Annotated in this window: 19 protein-coding genes; 9 read left to right on the forward strand and 10 right to left on the reverse strand. The window is 31.9% G+C overall.

What is annotated here, in order from left to right:
- Nucleotides 1-96: 96 nt before the first annotated feature.
- Nucleotides 97-1,311, reverse strand: a complete 1,215-nt coding sequence (locus KQA_RS0202070) for a site-specific integrase (RefSeq protein WP_010177578.1) — start codon at nt 1,309-1,311, stop codon at nt 97-99.
- 405 nt (nt 1,312-1,716) lie between these two features.
- On the opposite strand from KQA_RS0202070, the gene KQA_RS0202075 reads away from it, so the two are divergent.
- A complete protein-coding gene (locus KQA_RS0202075) occupies nt 1,717-2,928 on the forward strand; it encodes an autotransporter outer membrane beta-barrel domain-containing protein (protein ID WP_010177580.1) in 1,212 nt (403 codons plus the stop codon).
- A gap of 15 nt (nt 2,929-2,943) precedes the next feature.
- On the opposite strand, the gene KQA_RS0202080 is transcribed toward KQA_RS0202075, so the two are convergent.
- The 5 genes from KQA_RS0202080 to KQA_RS0202100 form a co-directional block, all read right to left on the reverse strand.
- Nucleotides 2,944-3,543 carry a methyltransferase domain-containing protein gene (locus KQA_RS0202080; protein WP_010177583.1) on the reverse strand — a complete coding sequence of 200 codons (600 nt, stop codon included), beginning with the start codon at nt 3,541-3,543 and terminating at the stop codon, nt 2,944-2,946.
- Nucleotides 3,544-3,619: 76 nt separating this feature from the next.
- Nucleotides 3,620-4,507 (reverse strand): helix-turn-helix domain-containing protein, encoded by an 888-nt coding sequence (locus tag KQA_RS0202085; RefSeq protein ID WP_010177586.1) that lies wholly within the window; start codon nt 4,505-4,507, stop codon nt 3,620-3,622.
- Nucleotides 4,508-4,623: 116 nt separating this feature from the next.
- On the reverse strand, nt 4,624-5,676 hold the full coding sequence (locus KQA_RS0202090; RefSeq protein WP_010177587.1) for a flavin monoamine oxidase family protein: 1,053 nt from the start codon (nt 5,674-5,676) through the stop codon (nt 4,624-4,626).
- Entirely contained in the window at nt 5,676-5,978 is a 303-nt protein-coding gene (locus tag KQA_RS0202095) for a carboxymuconolactone decarboxylase family protein (protein ID WP_029209413.1), read from the reverse strand. The genes KQA_RS0202090 and KQA_RS0202095 overlap by 1 nt, the downstream gene beginning before the upstream one ends.
- A gap of 72 nt (nt 5,979-6,050) precedes the next feature.
- A complete protein-coding gene (locus tag KQA_RS0202100) occupies nt 6,051-6,800 on the reverse strand; it encodes an SDR family NAD(P)-dependent oxidoreductase (RefSeq protein ID WP_010177592.1) in 750 nt (249 codons plus the stop codon).
- 297 nt (nt 6,801-7,097) lie between these two features.
- Between KQA_RS0202100 and KQA_RS0202105 the strand changes: the two genes are divergently transcribed.
- The 7 genes from KQA_RS0202105 to KQA_RS0202135 are packed head-to-tail and all read left to right on the forward strand — an operon-like array spanning nt 7,098 to nt 11,619.
- Nucleotides 7,098-7,733, forward strand: a complete 636-nt coding sequence (locus tag KQA_RS0202105; RefSeq protein WP_010177593.1) for a VOC family protein — start codon at nt 7,098-7,100, stop codon at nt 7,731-7,733.
- 15 nt (nt 7,734-7,748) lie between these two features.
- Nucleotides 7,749-8,552: a DUF6503 family protein gene (locus KQA_RS0202110; RefSeq protein ID WP_010177595.1), complete on the forward strand. Its 804-nt coding sequence runs from the start codon at nt 7,749-7,751 to the stop codon at nt 8,550-8,552.
- Nucleotides 8,553-8,568: 16 nt separating this feature from the next.
- Nucleotides 8,569-9,144: a DUF2911 domain-containing protein gene (locus tag KQA_RS0202115; RefSeq protein WP_010177598.1), complete on the forward strand. Its 576-nt coding sequence runs from the start codon at nt 8,569-8,571 to the stop codon at nt 9,142-9,144.
- A gap of 19 nt (nt 9,145-9,163) precedes the next feature.
- Nucleotides 9,164-9,664 (forward strand): DinB family protein, encoded by a 501-nt coding sequence (locus KQA_RS0202120; protein WP_010177600.1) that lies wholly within the window; start codon nt 9,164-9,166, stop codon nt 9,662-9,664.
- Between the two features lie 27 nt (nt 9,665-9,691).
- Nucleotides 9,692-10,216: a peptide deformylase gene (gene def / locus KQA_RS0202125; RefSeq protein ID WP_010177602.1), complete on the forward strand. Its 525-nt coding sequence runs from the start codon at nt 9,692-9,694 to the stop codon at nt 10,214-10,216.
- Between the two features lie 37 nt (nt 10,217-10,253).
- Entirely contained in the window at nt 10,254-10,586 is a 333-nt protein-coding gene (locus KQA_RS0202130; RefSeq protein WP_010177604.1) for a hypothetical protein, read from the forward strand.
- A 1-nt stretch (nt 10,587) separates the two neighbouring features.
- Nucleotides 10,588-11,619 carry a M14 family zinc carboxypeptidase gene (locus KQA_RS0202135; protein WP_010177607.1) on the forward strand — a complete coding sequence of 344 codons (1,032 nt, stop codon included), beginning with the start codon at nt 10,588-10,590 and terminating at the stop codon, nt 11,617-11,619.
- A 77-nt stretch (nt 11,620-11,696) separates the two neighbouring features.
- Here the strand turns inward: KQA_RS0202135 and trxA are convergent, their stop codons facing one another.
- The 4 genes from trxA to KQA_RS0202155 form a co-directional block, all read right to left on the reverse strand.
- Nucleotides 11,697-12,011, reverse strand: coding sequence for a thioredoxin (gene trxA, locus KQA_RS0202140; RefSeq protein WP_029209414.1), 315 nt, complete (start codon nt 12,009-12,011; stop codon nt 11,697-11,699).
- A 57-nt stretch (nt 12,012-12,068) separates the two neighbouring features.
- Nucleotides 12,069-12,488, reverse strand: coding sequence for an OsmC family protein (locus KQA_RS0202145; RefSeq protein WP_010177611.1), 420 nt, complete (start codon nt 12,486-12,488; stop codon nt 12,069-12,071).
- 5 nt (nt 12,489-12,493) lie between these two features.
- On the reverse strand, nt 12,494-13,222 hold the full coding sequence (locus KQA_RS0202150) for a cysteine hydrolase (RefSeq protein WP_010177612.1): 729 nt from the start codon (nt 13,220-13,222) through the stop codon (nt 12,494-12,496).
- A 74-nt stretch (nt 13,223-13,296) separates the two neighbouring features.
- Nucleotides 13,297-14,148, reverse strand: a complete 852-nt coding sequence (locus KQA_RS0202155) for a helix-turn-helix domain-containing protein (protein ID WP_010177614.1) — start codon at nt 14,146-14,148, stop codon at nt 13,297-13,299.
- A 246-nt stretch (nt 14,149-14,394) separates the two neighbouring features.
- Between KQA_RS0202155 and KQA_RS0202160 the strand changes: the two genes are divergently transcribed.
- Complete coding sequence (locus KQA_RS0202160) at nt 14,395-14,856, forward strand: hypothetical protein (RefSeq protein WP_010177616.1); 462 nt, start codon at nt 14,395-14,397, stop codon at nt 14,854-14,856.
- Nucleotides 14,857-15,113: the final 257 nt, after the last annotated feature.

Consider the following 15,113-nt stretch of genomic DNA (forward strand, 5'->3'; position numbering starts at 1 on the left):
CGCAGAAATCAAATTTCAAAACCACGGCTCTCAAGCGGATAGTTTATTCACTTTAGTGCTAGAGAGACGGAAGGGGTTTTTGAAAAGATTATTTCGTTAAAAATTTAAAACACTATCCAAAGCATCATCTGCATCTTTATGGATAAAGTTTGCTTGGTAACCTATTGTTGTACTTAAATTTGAGTGTCTATATAATTTTTGAAGCATATGAGGAGAAATTTTATCACCTGCGATATTTCCAAAACTATGTCTGGCAATATGTGTTGTTACTTTTTTATCAATTTCAGCCATTTTTGCTAAAGTTCCTAAGTACTTATTAAATTTTTTAATTGCCGTTTTTGTTTTAATATAAATGTCTTCGGGATTATTTTCATCAGCTTTCTTTAATTCTGGAAAAATATAGTCACTCCCTTTTATTTTTTCTGATTTATAGTACTCTAAAATTTCGAAAATAGCTTTAGGAATTTTAAGTGAAGTTATTTTGTTGTTTTTACCCATTCGGTAGTACAAACGATCATCTTTAATATCATTCCATTTCATTTTTAGTACATCTGAAATTCGAATTCCAGCTAAATAAAAAGAAAAAAGAAATACATTTCTGGTGTGCAGGATAGGTGATCCATTTTCAAGTTCTAAAGATTCCATTCTTCTAATTTCATCTTCATCCAAACCTATTTTTATAGATTCAGGTAACGAAATTCGAATTTTACTTTCGCCAAACGGATACCTTTGTCTATCTGCTATACCCATTTTTATAGCTCGATTATATAATAATCGAATTAAAATAAATATGTTCATTATGGATCTTTCAGAAACAGATCCTTTAGCTACTAAATAGGCTTTGAATTTATTCAATAATTGTTCGGTTATTTCGTCAAATAATAATTCGTCTTTATTAATAAATTCTCTGAACGTATTAATCTTACTATTGTCTGAAACTGCTCTGTTAGCCTTATTCATTTTTTTAAGCTGAAGGATGTGTTCTTCAGCTAGGTCAAAAAAAGAAAGTGTGATTTTTTCTCCTTTTAAAACATTTATAATGTCGTTAATTGCATAATGCTTTTTAGAAGCTTCGTATTCCAATATTGTATCATCAGCTTCAGCAACTTTTTTAGCAATCAAGTTATTTAAACGCCTTGAATTGGGGTGGGCTGATTTAACTCTAAAATTCTTAACATCCCAGTATTTTTCATCAATCCATTCTAAGAAAAAATATTTAGATTTTCGATCTTTTGTAACTCTAATTGCTATAGAATATTTTCCGTCTGATTTTTTCTTACTCTTATATAAAATTGCTTTTACAGTAGCCATTATGATTAATTTTAATCAAATATAATCAATTGGTTTAAACATGGTTTAAACAATTAGGCTATTTTAACGAAAACTAAAATACTTTAATAAATTTATAATCCCTTTAAATACAGTATAAATAAACGATTTTAGGTTTTTAAAGGACAACAGAGATTGGTTTAATTTAGACTTAGGATCTAGTGCTTCACGGCGTGGGAGTTCGAGTCTCCCCGCCCGCACAACATAGGATAAGCCGACTTTAACGAGTCGGCTTTTTTTTATCATCAATATATTATGCTTTTCACCTCGAGCCTCCCCTCAATTAGGCTAACTCAAAATATTCTAACATAAATAAATATACCTATACATTTCATTCATTTAAAAACATTAGTTAGTATATTGACAAACAACATCAACAACATATAAATGAACCGATTATTATTTTACTTCTTAATTATTATACCTAGCCTTAATTCTTATTCTCAAATATCCTTTGAAAAAGGCTATTATATTATTAATTCTGGACAGAAAACAGATTGTTTTATCAAAAATATTGATTGGAAAAATAATCCAACTCATTTTAATTATAAACTATCCAAAAATGGAGAAATACGCAACGCCTCCATTACTACCATAAAGGAGTTTGGAATCTATAACACATCAAAATACATTAGAAGTAGTGTTGATATCGATAGATCCAGTGAAAACCTTTCTGATATAAGCACTACCAAAAATCCCATATTTAATAAAGAAACCCTTTTTTTAAAGGTATTAATTGAAGGAAAAGCTAGTTTATATAAATATGAAGATAAAAACTTAAGCAGGTATTTTTATAGTAAAGAAAATTCAGACATTCAACAGTTAGTTTACAAAAGCTACAAAACAGGTAATAAAATAGGAGAAAACAATCAATTTAAACAACAGTTATGGATCGATTTAAAATGCCCACATACTAAAAAAAGCAAACTTGAAAGTTTAACCTATGCACAAAATAAACTTATAACTCTTTTTGTCGATTACAACAACTGTAGTGATTCAAATTTTTCAAACTATGAAGAAAAGCAACATAAAGACGCATTTCATATAACATTAAGACCCCGCTTTAACAAAACTTCATTAAGTATAGCCAACGACATTTCTAATGCTAGAGATACTGATTTTGGAAATAAATTTAGTTTTGGATTTGGAATTGAGGCAGAATACACGCTCCCTTTTAACAAAAACAAATGGGCTGTTTTCACTGAACCCACTTACCAAAATTACGCTGCCGAAAAAACAAAAGATCAACCCATAGAACAAATTTCAACCATTACATATTCTTCCATTGAATTACCTATTGGTGTTAGGCATTATTTTTTCTTAAACAAGCACTCTAAAATCTTTATTAATGCTTCGTATGTAATTAATTTTAATTTAAAACAACCTACTATCCAATTCAAAAGACCGGACAACACTCCTCTTTCTTCGTTAGAAATCAATTCGCGTAATAATTTTGCCTTTGGTATAGGATATAAACTAAAAAATAAATACAGTGTAGAGCTTCGGTTTTTTACAAACAGAAATATATTAAGCGATTTTGTGGCCTGGAATTCGGACTATAAAAATACATCTGTAATATTAGGCTACACCATTTTTTAATTACCAAAAATACCCTCATTTTTTTACAAACACCCCAAACAATTCTTGACCACCCCTTTTAGGGATAGAGTTGTAGCAAGGATCAAATACATGCACTTTAAAATAGGGAGTAAAATAGTTTAAATACATTTTTTTATCTCCCCCAAACGGACGATTTTCCATATTACCACTTAAAGGAATATCAAACCAAACGCCTACTAATTTCCCTTTTGGCTTTAACAACGCATCTATTTTTTTTGAATAAGCTAGTCTATTAGATTCCGTTGGTGGAAAGGAACAAAAAAATGTTTGTTCTAAAATTAAATCGTATTGACCTGTATGCTCAAAAAAATCTGCTAGCAACAGCTGTTCTTTAGGGAAATTTGGATTTCGATTGGAAAATGATTGCAGTGGTAATTCCGAAATATCCATGATGTAAACATTTTTGAAACCTTTATTATATAAATATTCCGCCTCATACCCATTCCCTGCTCCAGGTATTAATATACTTATACTTTTATCATTAAGTTGATCAATATAAGTCTGTAAAGGTGTCGAGGGACTACCAAGATCCCATCCCGTTCTTTTTTCTAAATAACGTTGGGTCCAATAATTTTGGTTTTCAATGTTTTTCATAGGTGTTTTTTAAAACTATTTTTTTAAATATGCACTAGTTGACAAAAGCTTAAAGCTATCAATAAATACCAAGTAACTACGAATTATTCAACGCCTGCTCCCTATATACCTTAGGTGAAAAACCTACAAATCGTTTAAAATATTTTACAAAGTAAGAAGCGTCTTCAAAACCAATTCTAAAAGCAACTTCTCCTATTTGCAGACTGGTAAAACGCAACAAACGCTTTGCCTCTAAAATAATGCGTTCTGATATCAGTTCTGAAGCTGATTTCCCTACCACATTTTTGGTTATTGTTGTTAAGGTTTTGGAAGAAATATTCAGTAGTGTTGCATACTCACTTACCGAAAGTCCTTGTTGATAATTTTCTTCAATTAACTCTTTATACTTTGCAAACTGAAGCTCATAATGACTATTAAATTGTAAGTTAGTATCACCGTCTTTTCGGTGAATACGTTCTAAAATAATTAATAATGACTTTAATGAAAAACGAATAATATCCTCGTACCCAAAGGCACCTTTTATTGATAACTCCTTTTTAATTAAATCCATATAAGCGTTGGCTACCTGAGCTGTAGCTGCATCTATAACATAACAAGGATTTTCAACTGTATTAAAAATATTATACTTCAAAAAAATATCCACGTCGTTATGCATAAAAAAACTTTCATTAAAATGGATAAGATAACCTTGAACAGCTAAATTTGTATCAAAAGCGTGTATATGATCTTTAGAAATAAATAGAATCGTATTTTTTTTAATGGCATATGTATTAAAATCTACCACATGCTCACCACCCTCCTCAAAAAACCAAATAATTTGATAGTAACTGTGCGAATGGGCAATGGCTGCTTTTTCACCACTCCGTTTTCTATAGTCATTTAAATCATATACTGCAAACTGAAGCTTTTCTGGATGTGCTTTATGAAGGTGATATTTTTCTATTTTAACTTTTGAATCTTTCAAATTACTCGTATTAAAACACAGTACTTCTAATGTACCATTTTATAACCAAAATTTTATAAAATCCCCCATAAATGAATGATTAAAAAATAATGACAAAAAGTTAAATTTAGTTGACATTAATTGTCAAGTATTTTTTTTGCTGCTACTAATCCACTATATATAGCTCCATCCATATAACCTCCATACACTGGAGAGGTTTCGGCACCCGAAAAAATAAGCTTCCCATCGAAATATTTTTTTTCAAATTTTGAATTACCGTACTTAGGACTCATATAAATAGATTTAATTTTATTACACGAGGTATCTTTATCTTGTGACCAATCTTTTTCTTCGTAAGTAAGGTATTCCAATACTTCGTTACCTAAATATTTTTGCAGGTGAGCTAAAATTCTTTTTTTTCTTTCTTTAGCAGAAACATCTCGCATCCCTTCATTAACAAATCCCATTAATGAGAATGTTTTATCATTCACATCACTATGATCATATAACTCTGTAACAACACCCACTTGACCTATGAGGGTGCCAGACAAATTTTTATTTCTCCAAAAGGGAGACTTAAAAGTAAGCCCTACTTTTATAGCATTACTCATCCATGTATGTGTATCCTCCATTACTTTTTGTAATGATTTTGGCAACTCTGGCGAAAAATTAATACGGGTCGCTATACGTGGAGGAATGGTTACAATAACTTTTTCTGCACTATAGGTTCCTTTGTCAGTTACTACAGTTACTTCATTTTTGTTGTCATTTACTATTTCCGAAGCAGTAACTCCGGTTTTTATGCGCTCCTCTCCTACATGACCTGCTAACGAATTGATCATTGCCGTGGATCCTCCAGCTATTCTAAACGCTGATGGGGAATTAGGATCATTTTCAAAATAATGCGCAGGAGCCATAGTACTATACACCAAAACACTTTTACCCTTACTGTATTGGTAAAACTTATCTATGTTTAACTCATTAAGCAGACCACCTACATTTTGATGATGATCATGAAACCATGTGGCCCCAAAATCAATTCCATCGTCAGTAAAGATTCTTCCGCCTATTCGATCCCTTGATTCTAATATAACAAAATCAGTCTCACCCAACTTTGTCAACATATAAGCTGTGGTGAGACCTGATAGACCTGCACCTACTATAATATATTTAGTGGTGTTTGATGTCATTATCCCTTCATTAAGTGAGTTCCATGTACTACTGCTGCACCCGCTCTTAAAGCAGCTGCTACAAAAGTTACTTCTGCTAATTCTTCTTCGGTTGCTCCTGCTTTAATCGCAAAATCTTTATGCAACTCAAGGCAGTAAGGACACTGCGTTGTTAAGGCTACTGCTACAGCAATAAGCTCCTTATATTTTTTTGGTATTGCTCCGTCTTTTAAAGCTGCTATATCAAAAGCTTCAAACGCCTTCATAGCCTCTGCGTTTTTTCCTAGTGCACCTAATTTATTTAGGTTTTTCATGTCGTACATAGTGATTCTTTTTTTAGTGTTAAAAAGGGCAAAATTATAGATAACCTTGCCCTATTATATAATTTAATATTCTTAGTTTCTTCCAGACATTACACCTCCATCAGTATCCCAGATTGCTCCAGTTACCCATCCTGCTTTGTCCGATAATAAATAAGAAATCGTATCTGCTACATCTTGTGCTTTTCCGTTTCTTCCAATTGGGTGAAAACCATGGAAATTTTGAAGCGCATCATGCGCTTCTTGCTTACCTCCAAATACACTTTCGTAAACTGGAGTTTCAACAACTGCTGGAGAAACTGCATTTACACGAATTTTGTGATCTGCAAGTTCCATTGCTAAATGCTGAGTTAATGAATGTAATCCCGCTTTTTGCATTGAGTATGCCGAAGATGGAGTAGCTTTAACTGCTTGCTTTGCCCACATAGATCCTACATTTACAATTGATCCACCTTCAGTTTCTTTCATTTTTTTAGCAGCTGTTTGCGTAATAAAAAAGAAACCTCTGTTTAAATCTTGGTAAGAGTTATAATCTGCAACTGTATGGTCTAAAAAAGCTTTAGGGCCAAAAATACCTGAAGCATTTACTAAATAATCAAGATTATCCCATCCATTTACAGCTGCATTTAATTCCTCAACTTGACCTGCATTTGTAATATCTATTTTATGCGTGTGTAAGTTTCCAGATGCTGCACTTTTAAATGCTTCTAATTTTGAATCGTTTGTACCTACTACATGTACTTCAACACCTTGTGCTAATAAGTTTTCAGCTGTAGCTCTTCCTATACCACTACTTCCTCCGATGATTAATGCTCTTTTACTCATAATGAAAATTATTTATTTGTTTAAAAATTTATTTTTTTAATGACACTACAAAGTTATGATGATCATACACTTACAAATAGTGCTTAAAAGAAAATAAATGGTAATTTTAGGAAAATACATTTTTAAACACCTTTTGTTGAAACAACAAAATCAAATTTGCAGCCTCATTTTCAAAAAATAGCCTATACACAATTCATGTACTTTTCGTAGAAGTTTTCCGAAACTACCATCTATTTTCTTAAATGTACTATTCCATCCTTTTGAATACCGTTACTTTTGATTCAATCCAAAAAAACAATGTTTAGTAAACGACCCCTTGACCATATTGTATACAGCGTATTAGATTTAGATATTGCTATCCAATTTTTTAAAGAAAAAATTGGAGTTTCACCTATTTTTGGCGGTTATCATAAAAATCAAGGGACAAAAAATGCATTGATCAATTTAGATAATGGCTGTTACTTAGAATTACTTGCTGTAGATACAGAAAATACAAACATTAAAAGCCCTAGGTGGATGGGAGTGGATGTATTAACTAAAAATCAAATTACTCGATTTGCTTTAAAATCCACTAATTTAAAAAAAGACAGTCATCTACTAAAAGAGTATCATGATGCCATGGGAATTATAAATAATGGACAACGAAAAACCCCCAAAAATGACATGCTAAAATGGAAGTTAACCTTACCATTGGCAACACCCGAAGTAGAAATCGTTCCTTTCACTGTTGATTGGTCTAATTCTGAAATTCATCCATCGGAATTTTTACCAAACATGAACTGTAAGCTTGTAAAACTTTATGGGACTCACCCTAATGTTAAAAAGTTTGATCCTTTATTTGAAAAACTAAACTTTTCAATACCCATTGAAAAAAGTGAACAAATAAGTTTAAAAATGGTGATTGACACCCCCAATGGACTAGTAACATTATAAATTACATTTCTTAAAATGAAAAAAATATTAAGTTTTACCTGGTTATTTTTAACAATACTAGCCTGTAATAATACGCAAAAAAGCACAACCGAAGTTCAAGCAACAATGACTTCAACTTTACCTACTCAAATACAAGAAAAACCCTCAAAGGCGGATCTTATTATTGAAAAAGCCATAGAAGCTCATGGTGGAGACTTATATAACAATGCCGACTATTCCTTTACTTTTCGAAAAAAAGAATATCGCTTTATTAATAAAGGCAATGAGTATACCTATTCCGTAAAACAAAAAAATAATGGCAATCAAACTTGTGATTTTATTACCAATGGTAAATTTGAGAGATTTGTTAATGAAGAACCTATTGATCTAAGTCAAAAACATATTGATGCAGGCATGGGAGCATTAAATTCTGTTATTTATTTTGCTACACTCCCTCACAAACTTAAAGATAGTGCTGTTATTAAAAAATTTATTGAGACCACTAATATAAAGGATGCATCTTACCATGTAATTGAAGTCACTTTTAACCAACAAGGAGGCGGTAAAGACCATGATGATGAATTTCATTATTGGATAAATAAACAAACGAATAAAATAGACTACCTAGCATATAACTACAGTGTAAATAAAGGTGGTGTAAGATTTAGAAGCTTTTACAATAGACGCGTTATTGACGGAATTACATTTCAAGATTATATTAATTGGAAAGCACCCACTGGTACGCCTTTGAAAAATTTACCTGCATTATTTGAACAAGGTAAACTTGACGAATTATCACGTATAGAAACAGAAAATGTCATCAACACAAAAAACAAATAACTAACAAATCAATTCCATGAAAAAGAACTTATTACTACTCGCTTTGGCATTTGCTTTTTTACAAGCTAATGCTCAAAAATTTGACAAAATGGATAAAAGCCCTATGGACAGAGCTTATTATCCGGCCAATGCTGCACTACGCACGTTTGAAAAAACAGATGCTAAAAAGAAAGCTGCCATTCCTAAAATTAGAGTAACCTACTCTAGACCTGCAAAAAAAGGAAGAAAAATTTTTGGAGAACTCCTTAAATTCAATGAACCATGGAGAATCGGCGCCAACGAATCTACCGAAATTATTTTTATGACCGATGTTGTTTTTGGAGGCACTGATATAAAAGCTGGTCGTTATTCACTTATTGCTATTCCCGAACAAGATCAATGGACACTTAAACTAAACACTTTACTTGATGGTTGGGGGAATTATGGATATGATGCTTCTTTGGACATTGCTAGCATTACATCACCAATACAAAATTCAAAAAAAGTAATCGAACATTTATCCATGGCTTTATATGAAACTTCGGAAAAAACAATACACTTAAAAATAGGTTGGGATAGCACATTTGCAACGTTTCCAATTCAATTAAAATAACACTCTTAACATTAAAAATATGACACTTAAAGACATCATTTTACAAGAATTTAAAGACGAAATGGAAACGAGCATTCGCATTTTTGAAGCCGTAACAGATGATATTTTTGATTTTACTCCACATGAAAAATCTAAAACTTTAGCTGAATTGGTAAATCACATGACCGAAATACCTAGCTGGGTTGCTGGTGTTTTAGGAGCTTCTGAATTGGACTGGATGAAATACACTCCTCCTGCAAAAATTACTAATGCAACAGATTTAGTAGCTACTTATAAAAGTAATGTGGAAACAGCTATTAAAGCCTTTGACACTATTACCAATGAGGATTTAAATGCTGAATGGACTATGAAAAAAGGAGACTTTATCTTTTTTACGCTTTCTAAATATGCTGTTTTAAGAAAACTAATTATTAATCACACTATTCATCACAGAGCCCAAGTTGGATTATATTTAAGACTAAACAATATTAGCGTTCCTGCTAGTTATGTTTCTTCTGCGGACGAAAACTTATTCGGATAAAAATCAACTATAACCCCACTTTATATAATGGCAATATTAAAAGTTATAAAAATGGGACATCCCACGTTACGCATGAAATCTGGTCATGTTGGTAATGAACTTCATTCATTTGAATTTCAAGCATTCATTGATGACCTAATTCACACCATGCGTAATTATAATGGTGCTGGGATTGCAGCACCTCAAGTTGCTTGTTTAAAAAGAGTCTTTGTTATGGAAATGCAAAATAATCCTCGTTACCCTAACAAAGATTCTTTTCTTTTAAAAGTTGTTATAAATCCTGAAATTGAATTTACGGATAATGAATTGGTGGATAGTTGGGAAGGTTGCTTATCAATACCTAATATACGTGGTAAATTAAAACGGCATAAAAACATTATACTCAAAGGTCAAGACCGTATGGGGGATTATTTTGAAAAAAAACTAAGTGGTTTTGCAGCAATTGTCGCGCAACATGAACTAGATCATTTAAATGGCACGTTACTCATTGACCGCATGGATTCCATGGAAACACTTAGCTTTCAGGATGAATATGAAAAATACTGGATGTAGTTATAAAAGTTAGCATCAAAAAACAAATAAAAAACTTATGACGATAAATTATAACAATAAAACTTTTAAAGTTGCTGGAGATAGTGATGATGTTACTCATTTTAAATATTACCAAAAAGGCGATATCCTTTGGGGTGAATATGAAGGTGGCGGAGTAACTAAAGGAAGTCTAATTGCCAAGGTAGAGCCTAACGGTACGTTACAAATGCACTACCAACACTTAAATGCTAATTTAGAATTTAAGCTAGGAAAATGTGTTTCTATTCCTAAAATACTCCAAGATGGTCGAATAGAATTATTTGAGAAATACGAATCTGTGAATACCGAAATAATAAATAAAGGAGAAATTACTTTAATAGAAGTTATCTAAAATGGAACTTTACCAATACATACCCTCTATACTGAAGGCCTCTATTTTTAACATTCGGGGTATTAAGATAGGGACTTCAATAGAGGGTAGAAGTATTGAAGGTTTTATTTATGGAAATGGGTCTCTAAAGATTAGTCTTATTGCTGGAAATCATGCCGATGAACCTATTGGTCCTTTATTACTAAAAAAACTAGTAAGCTTTTTATCTGAGCTAAAAAACGAGCATACTTTATTACAAAAGTACACTTGGTACATTATACCCCACACTAATCCAGATGGGGAGCAACGAAACAAAAAATGGTACTCTTACAATGATACCGAAACTCATTTAGCTACTTATTTAACTCATGTAACTCGAGAACTTCCTGGACATGATATGGAATTTGGATTTCCCGTTGAGGGAAAACACAATGCTTTAAGACCCGAGAATGAGTCCATTTATAATTTTTGGAAAAAAGCAAACACCTCATTTGACCTGCATGTATCACTACACGGAATGACCACAACTTACGGCCCTTGGTTTTTAATAGATGAAAATTGGATAAATCGTACCCAAAAACTAAGATCCCAATGCGCCCTTCGTACCAAAAAATTAGGTTATCATTTATTCGATTTAGACCGAAAAGGCGAAAAAGGTTTCAAACGTATTGATGAAGGTTTTTGTACGCGACCTGATAGCAATGAAATGAAAAAACATTTTTTAGCACTTAATGACATTGAAACTGCACAAAAATTTCATCCTAGCTCTATGGAATCAATTCGTAGTTTGAGTGACGATTGTTTAACATTAGTTTCGGAAATGCCTTTATTCATTTTCCCTAAAGAAACTAGACAATTAAAATGGCCCGATCCTTTTTTACAAAAATGGTCTACTCAATTTGCTTCGTGGAAATTACAATTAGCTCAAGGAAAAATCACTCCCGAACAATGTACTATTGAGGCTAAAGATTTAGGAGTTATCCCAATGCCTTGGGAAGATCAAATGCGACTACAATGGCAACTTATTGTTTCTGGTATCGAAAGTGTTTCTTAACTATAAATAATTGACCAAAAAAGCCATCTAAGATATTCTCAAATGGCTTTTCTAATTTATTCTAATTTAACTTTTAGCTACAATAAGGTATCTATTTTTGCCCTCAATTGATCTTCTGGCGCAAGCCCAATAATTTGATCAACTACCTTAGTATCTTTTATAAAAAATAAGGCTGGAATACTACGTATTTTAAATTGAGCCGATAATTCTCTGTTCTTATCTACATTAACCTTTCTAATTTCAAATCGTCCGGCATATTCATCCGATAATTTTTCTACTACGGGCAATAATGTCTGACAAGGTCCACACCAATCGGCATAAAAATCCAATAACACAGGCTTATCCTGACTCAATACTTCATTAAAATCTTTATTATTTTCTATTGCTTTCATATATTTCATTCGTTGTTAAAACTTTCTGCATTGAAAAACACAATGCAGAAAGTGATTTTAGTAAACTGATTCTAGCACTGTAGAATCTTCAAATTCCCATTCCCCTCTAAGCATTCGGGTAACATAACAATTATCTGCTTCCTTTATTAAATAAACACGTTGCTCTTCTGTTAAATGACCTTCGATACTTATGCTTGATGTCACTTTTGTTTTTAAGCTTCCATCCTCATTTCTAGAAACTACTTGCGATAAATCAGCATCTACATTTCCAATTTCCCATCCTTTTCTGCGTGCTACATTGCGTATGGTTGCCACTTTACACATAGAAATGCCTGCTAACAAAAATTCTACTGGCGAAAAACCTAAATCAGTTCCCTTTGCAGGTTTTGGTTCGTCACCTACAACCGAGTGCCTTCCATTGCTAATAATAGACTGATAACCTGTTGGAATATTTTTTATTTTAATTTCTGTAGCCATATCAATTACTTCGCTGTTTTAATTTCTTTTACAATCTCATCGGTAGTAAACACATGGCTAGCAATCATTTTAAAATTCACTAGAGCTGCTTCATACGCATTCATATTGGGTAAAATTGCTCCTGCAGTGGCATCAGATACTACTGCTACTCTAAACCCAGACTCCACTAAGTCTCTCATATGCGATTCCGTACAAAGGTTAGCCGACATGCCTCCTAATATTACATTATCAAATCCATGTTTACGCAATTGTAATGCTAAATCATTAGATTCTGGTCCATATACTTTATGAGGATTTGTTACTATGACATTCTCACCATCGATATATTTTTTGTAACGATCTAACCAATCCGCACCCGAATTTTCAAAACCGTCTGTTTTTAATGTATGCGATCGATCAAACATGTTAATCTTGTGCATTAATGCCTCTAATGCGCCTTCTATTTTCCAATTGTGATCATGCTTGTAATAATAATGAGGAGAAACAAATACAGTCATATTTTTTTCCTTTGCTACTTTAAACAAGGACTCTAGATTTTCGACTGTATTATTTGCTGTTACACTTTTTCCAACCACTCCCCAGGTGACACCATCGGGACTTAGAAAATCATTTTGTGGGTCCGTAATAACTATTGCTGTTCGTGAATCCACCGTAAAACCAGGATCTGGCAACTGTGCAAATGCACCTAAGCTTGTTAGTACTACTGCTGCTAAACTTGTTACTATATTTTTCATTTTGTAATGTTTTATGTTAAACTTTAACTTGACATTACAAATGTCGGCAGATATAGAAATTAATCTGTAGGTAACTATTCCTTAAGAGTTGGCAATTCTTCCCGAAGCCTATTTTGCTTAAATTCTGAAGGAGAAACTCCTTCATGTTTTTTAAAAAAACGGCTAAATGACTGAATATCGTCAAAACCAATTTCAAAGGCAATTTCTTTAATATGTAATGAAGAGTACCAAAGTAACCTACGAGACTCAAGCATTATTCTATCCTGAATATACTGTAAAGGCGTTTTTGATCCTATTTTTGAAAATAAATTAGATAGTGTTTTTGGCGATTTATATAAAAGTTCGGCATATTCTGTAACCGAATGCATTTCTCTAAAATGTTGTTCTACTAAAAAATTAAATTCTCGCACTATATCCGAATCCTCCTTTTTATCGGGGTAATTTTCTTGATTTTTATAAACACGTGCACACAAAATCAAATAACGCTTTAGCATCATTTGCAACATTTCGATCTGTAAACTATCATCCGATTCCATTTCAATGCAAAACATTTTCCACAGAATCTCAAACTTATTAAGCTCTTCCTCTGGTATCGTAACAATAGGTAATTGCGATGCTCCAAAAAATAAGATGCCTTTACAGCCTACCTCGGTATCATGATCAAGAATACAGTAAAAAGGCCTATTAAAACGTAGTAATCTAATTTTTCCAATTTTCTTGGCTGAAATTCTATGAAACTCCGTCAAAAAAACAATTTGATTTGGCTCAAAAGAAAAGTGCTTCCCATCAATTATAAGCTCATTAATATCTTCGACAAACCACAATACAGTCAAGCTACTTTCTAATTGATCGTTGAGTACATGACAGGTTTTAAAATCAATAATTTCTAACTGCAAATATTCTTGTACACTTCCAAGGAACTTCATTTTTTACTTAAAATATTACTACAAACTCATCAAATTCGGAGCTCATAAATTATTATCATATTCATGATAAAGTTATGCATTAAATACCAAAATATATTGAACGACTTCCTTTACAACTATTAATTTTATCATATTAATAAAAATTAAAAAAAGAGGTAATTACTAACGTATGTTAATATTTTATCAAATATCAATAAATATATTTTTGTTTATCCTATTAGAGTTATCTTTAAACAAAAAAAACACATGAACACTTTACAAAATTGTTTATTAAAACTTGATCTAGTAGCAGAAATCAATCAAAAAATGATTGTTCACTATGATACATTAATAAATAACAATGATTTAGAAGAAATTATACCTTCTTTGGAATTTTTAAAAAGTCAAAAAAAACGATTTTACAATGCCTCTGTTTATGAAATTGACCGTTTAAAAAAACAATACCCAAGTGTTGATGTAAGCATTAAAGATGATTTTAAACTAGACTTCACTATACCGATTATCAATTCTGAAAATATTGATTCTTATTTGCTACAATTAATAGCTACTGAACAAGATTTTATTGGTTTTTATTTAAAAATTACTTGTAAACTGAATCCAGTAGGAGCTGTTTTTCATCGTTTTGTAAATCACATAAACGAAATGAGAGAAAGTCTAACTATGCTAGAACGTAATGTAACTCACCAACAGCAACTTTTAATAGCTTAGATTCGAATTCTGTCATATATTGTTTCTCAAATTAAGCCTTTCCATTACACATCAAACGATACAAAAAATTTATTGAAATGATTTTCAATAAGTTACAAAAACTATATAATCGCTGAAATACCATTATTTTAAGCTAAACAACTCAAAATAAATAATTTAGGAAAGAAAAAACCTACTGATTACTAGTGCTTTAACAATCTCCTTGTTTGTATTTTTGATGCCGTTCATTACTATTTAACAAAACATTTATGCTCACA

Source organism: Aquimarina agarilytica ZC1, assembly GCF_000255455.1.
Lineage (GTDB): Bacteria > Bacteroidota > Bacteroidia > Flavobacteriales > Flavobacteriaceae > Aquimarina > Aquimarina agarilytica.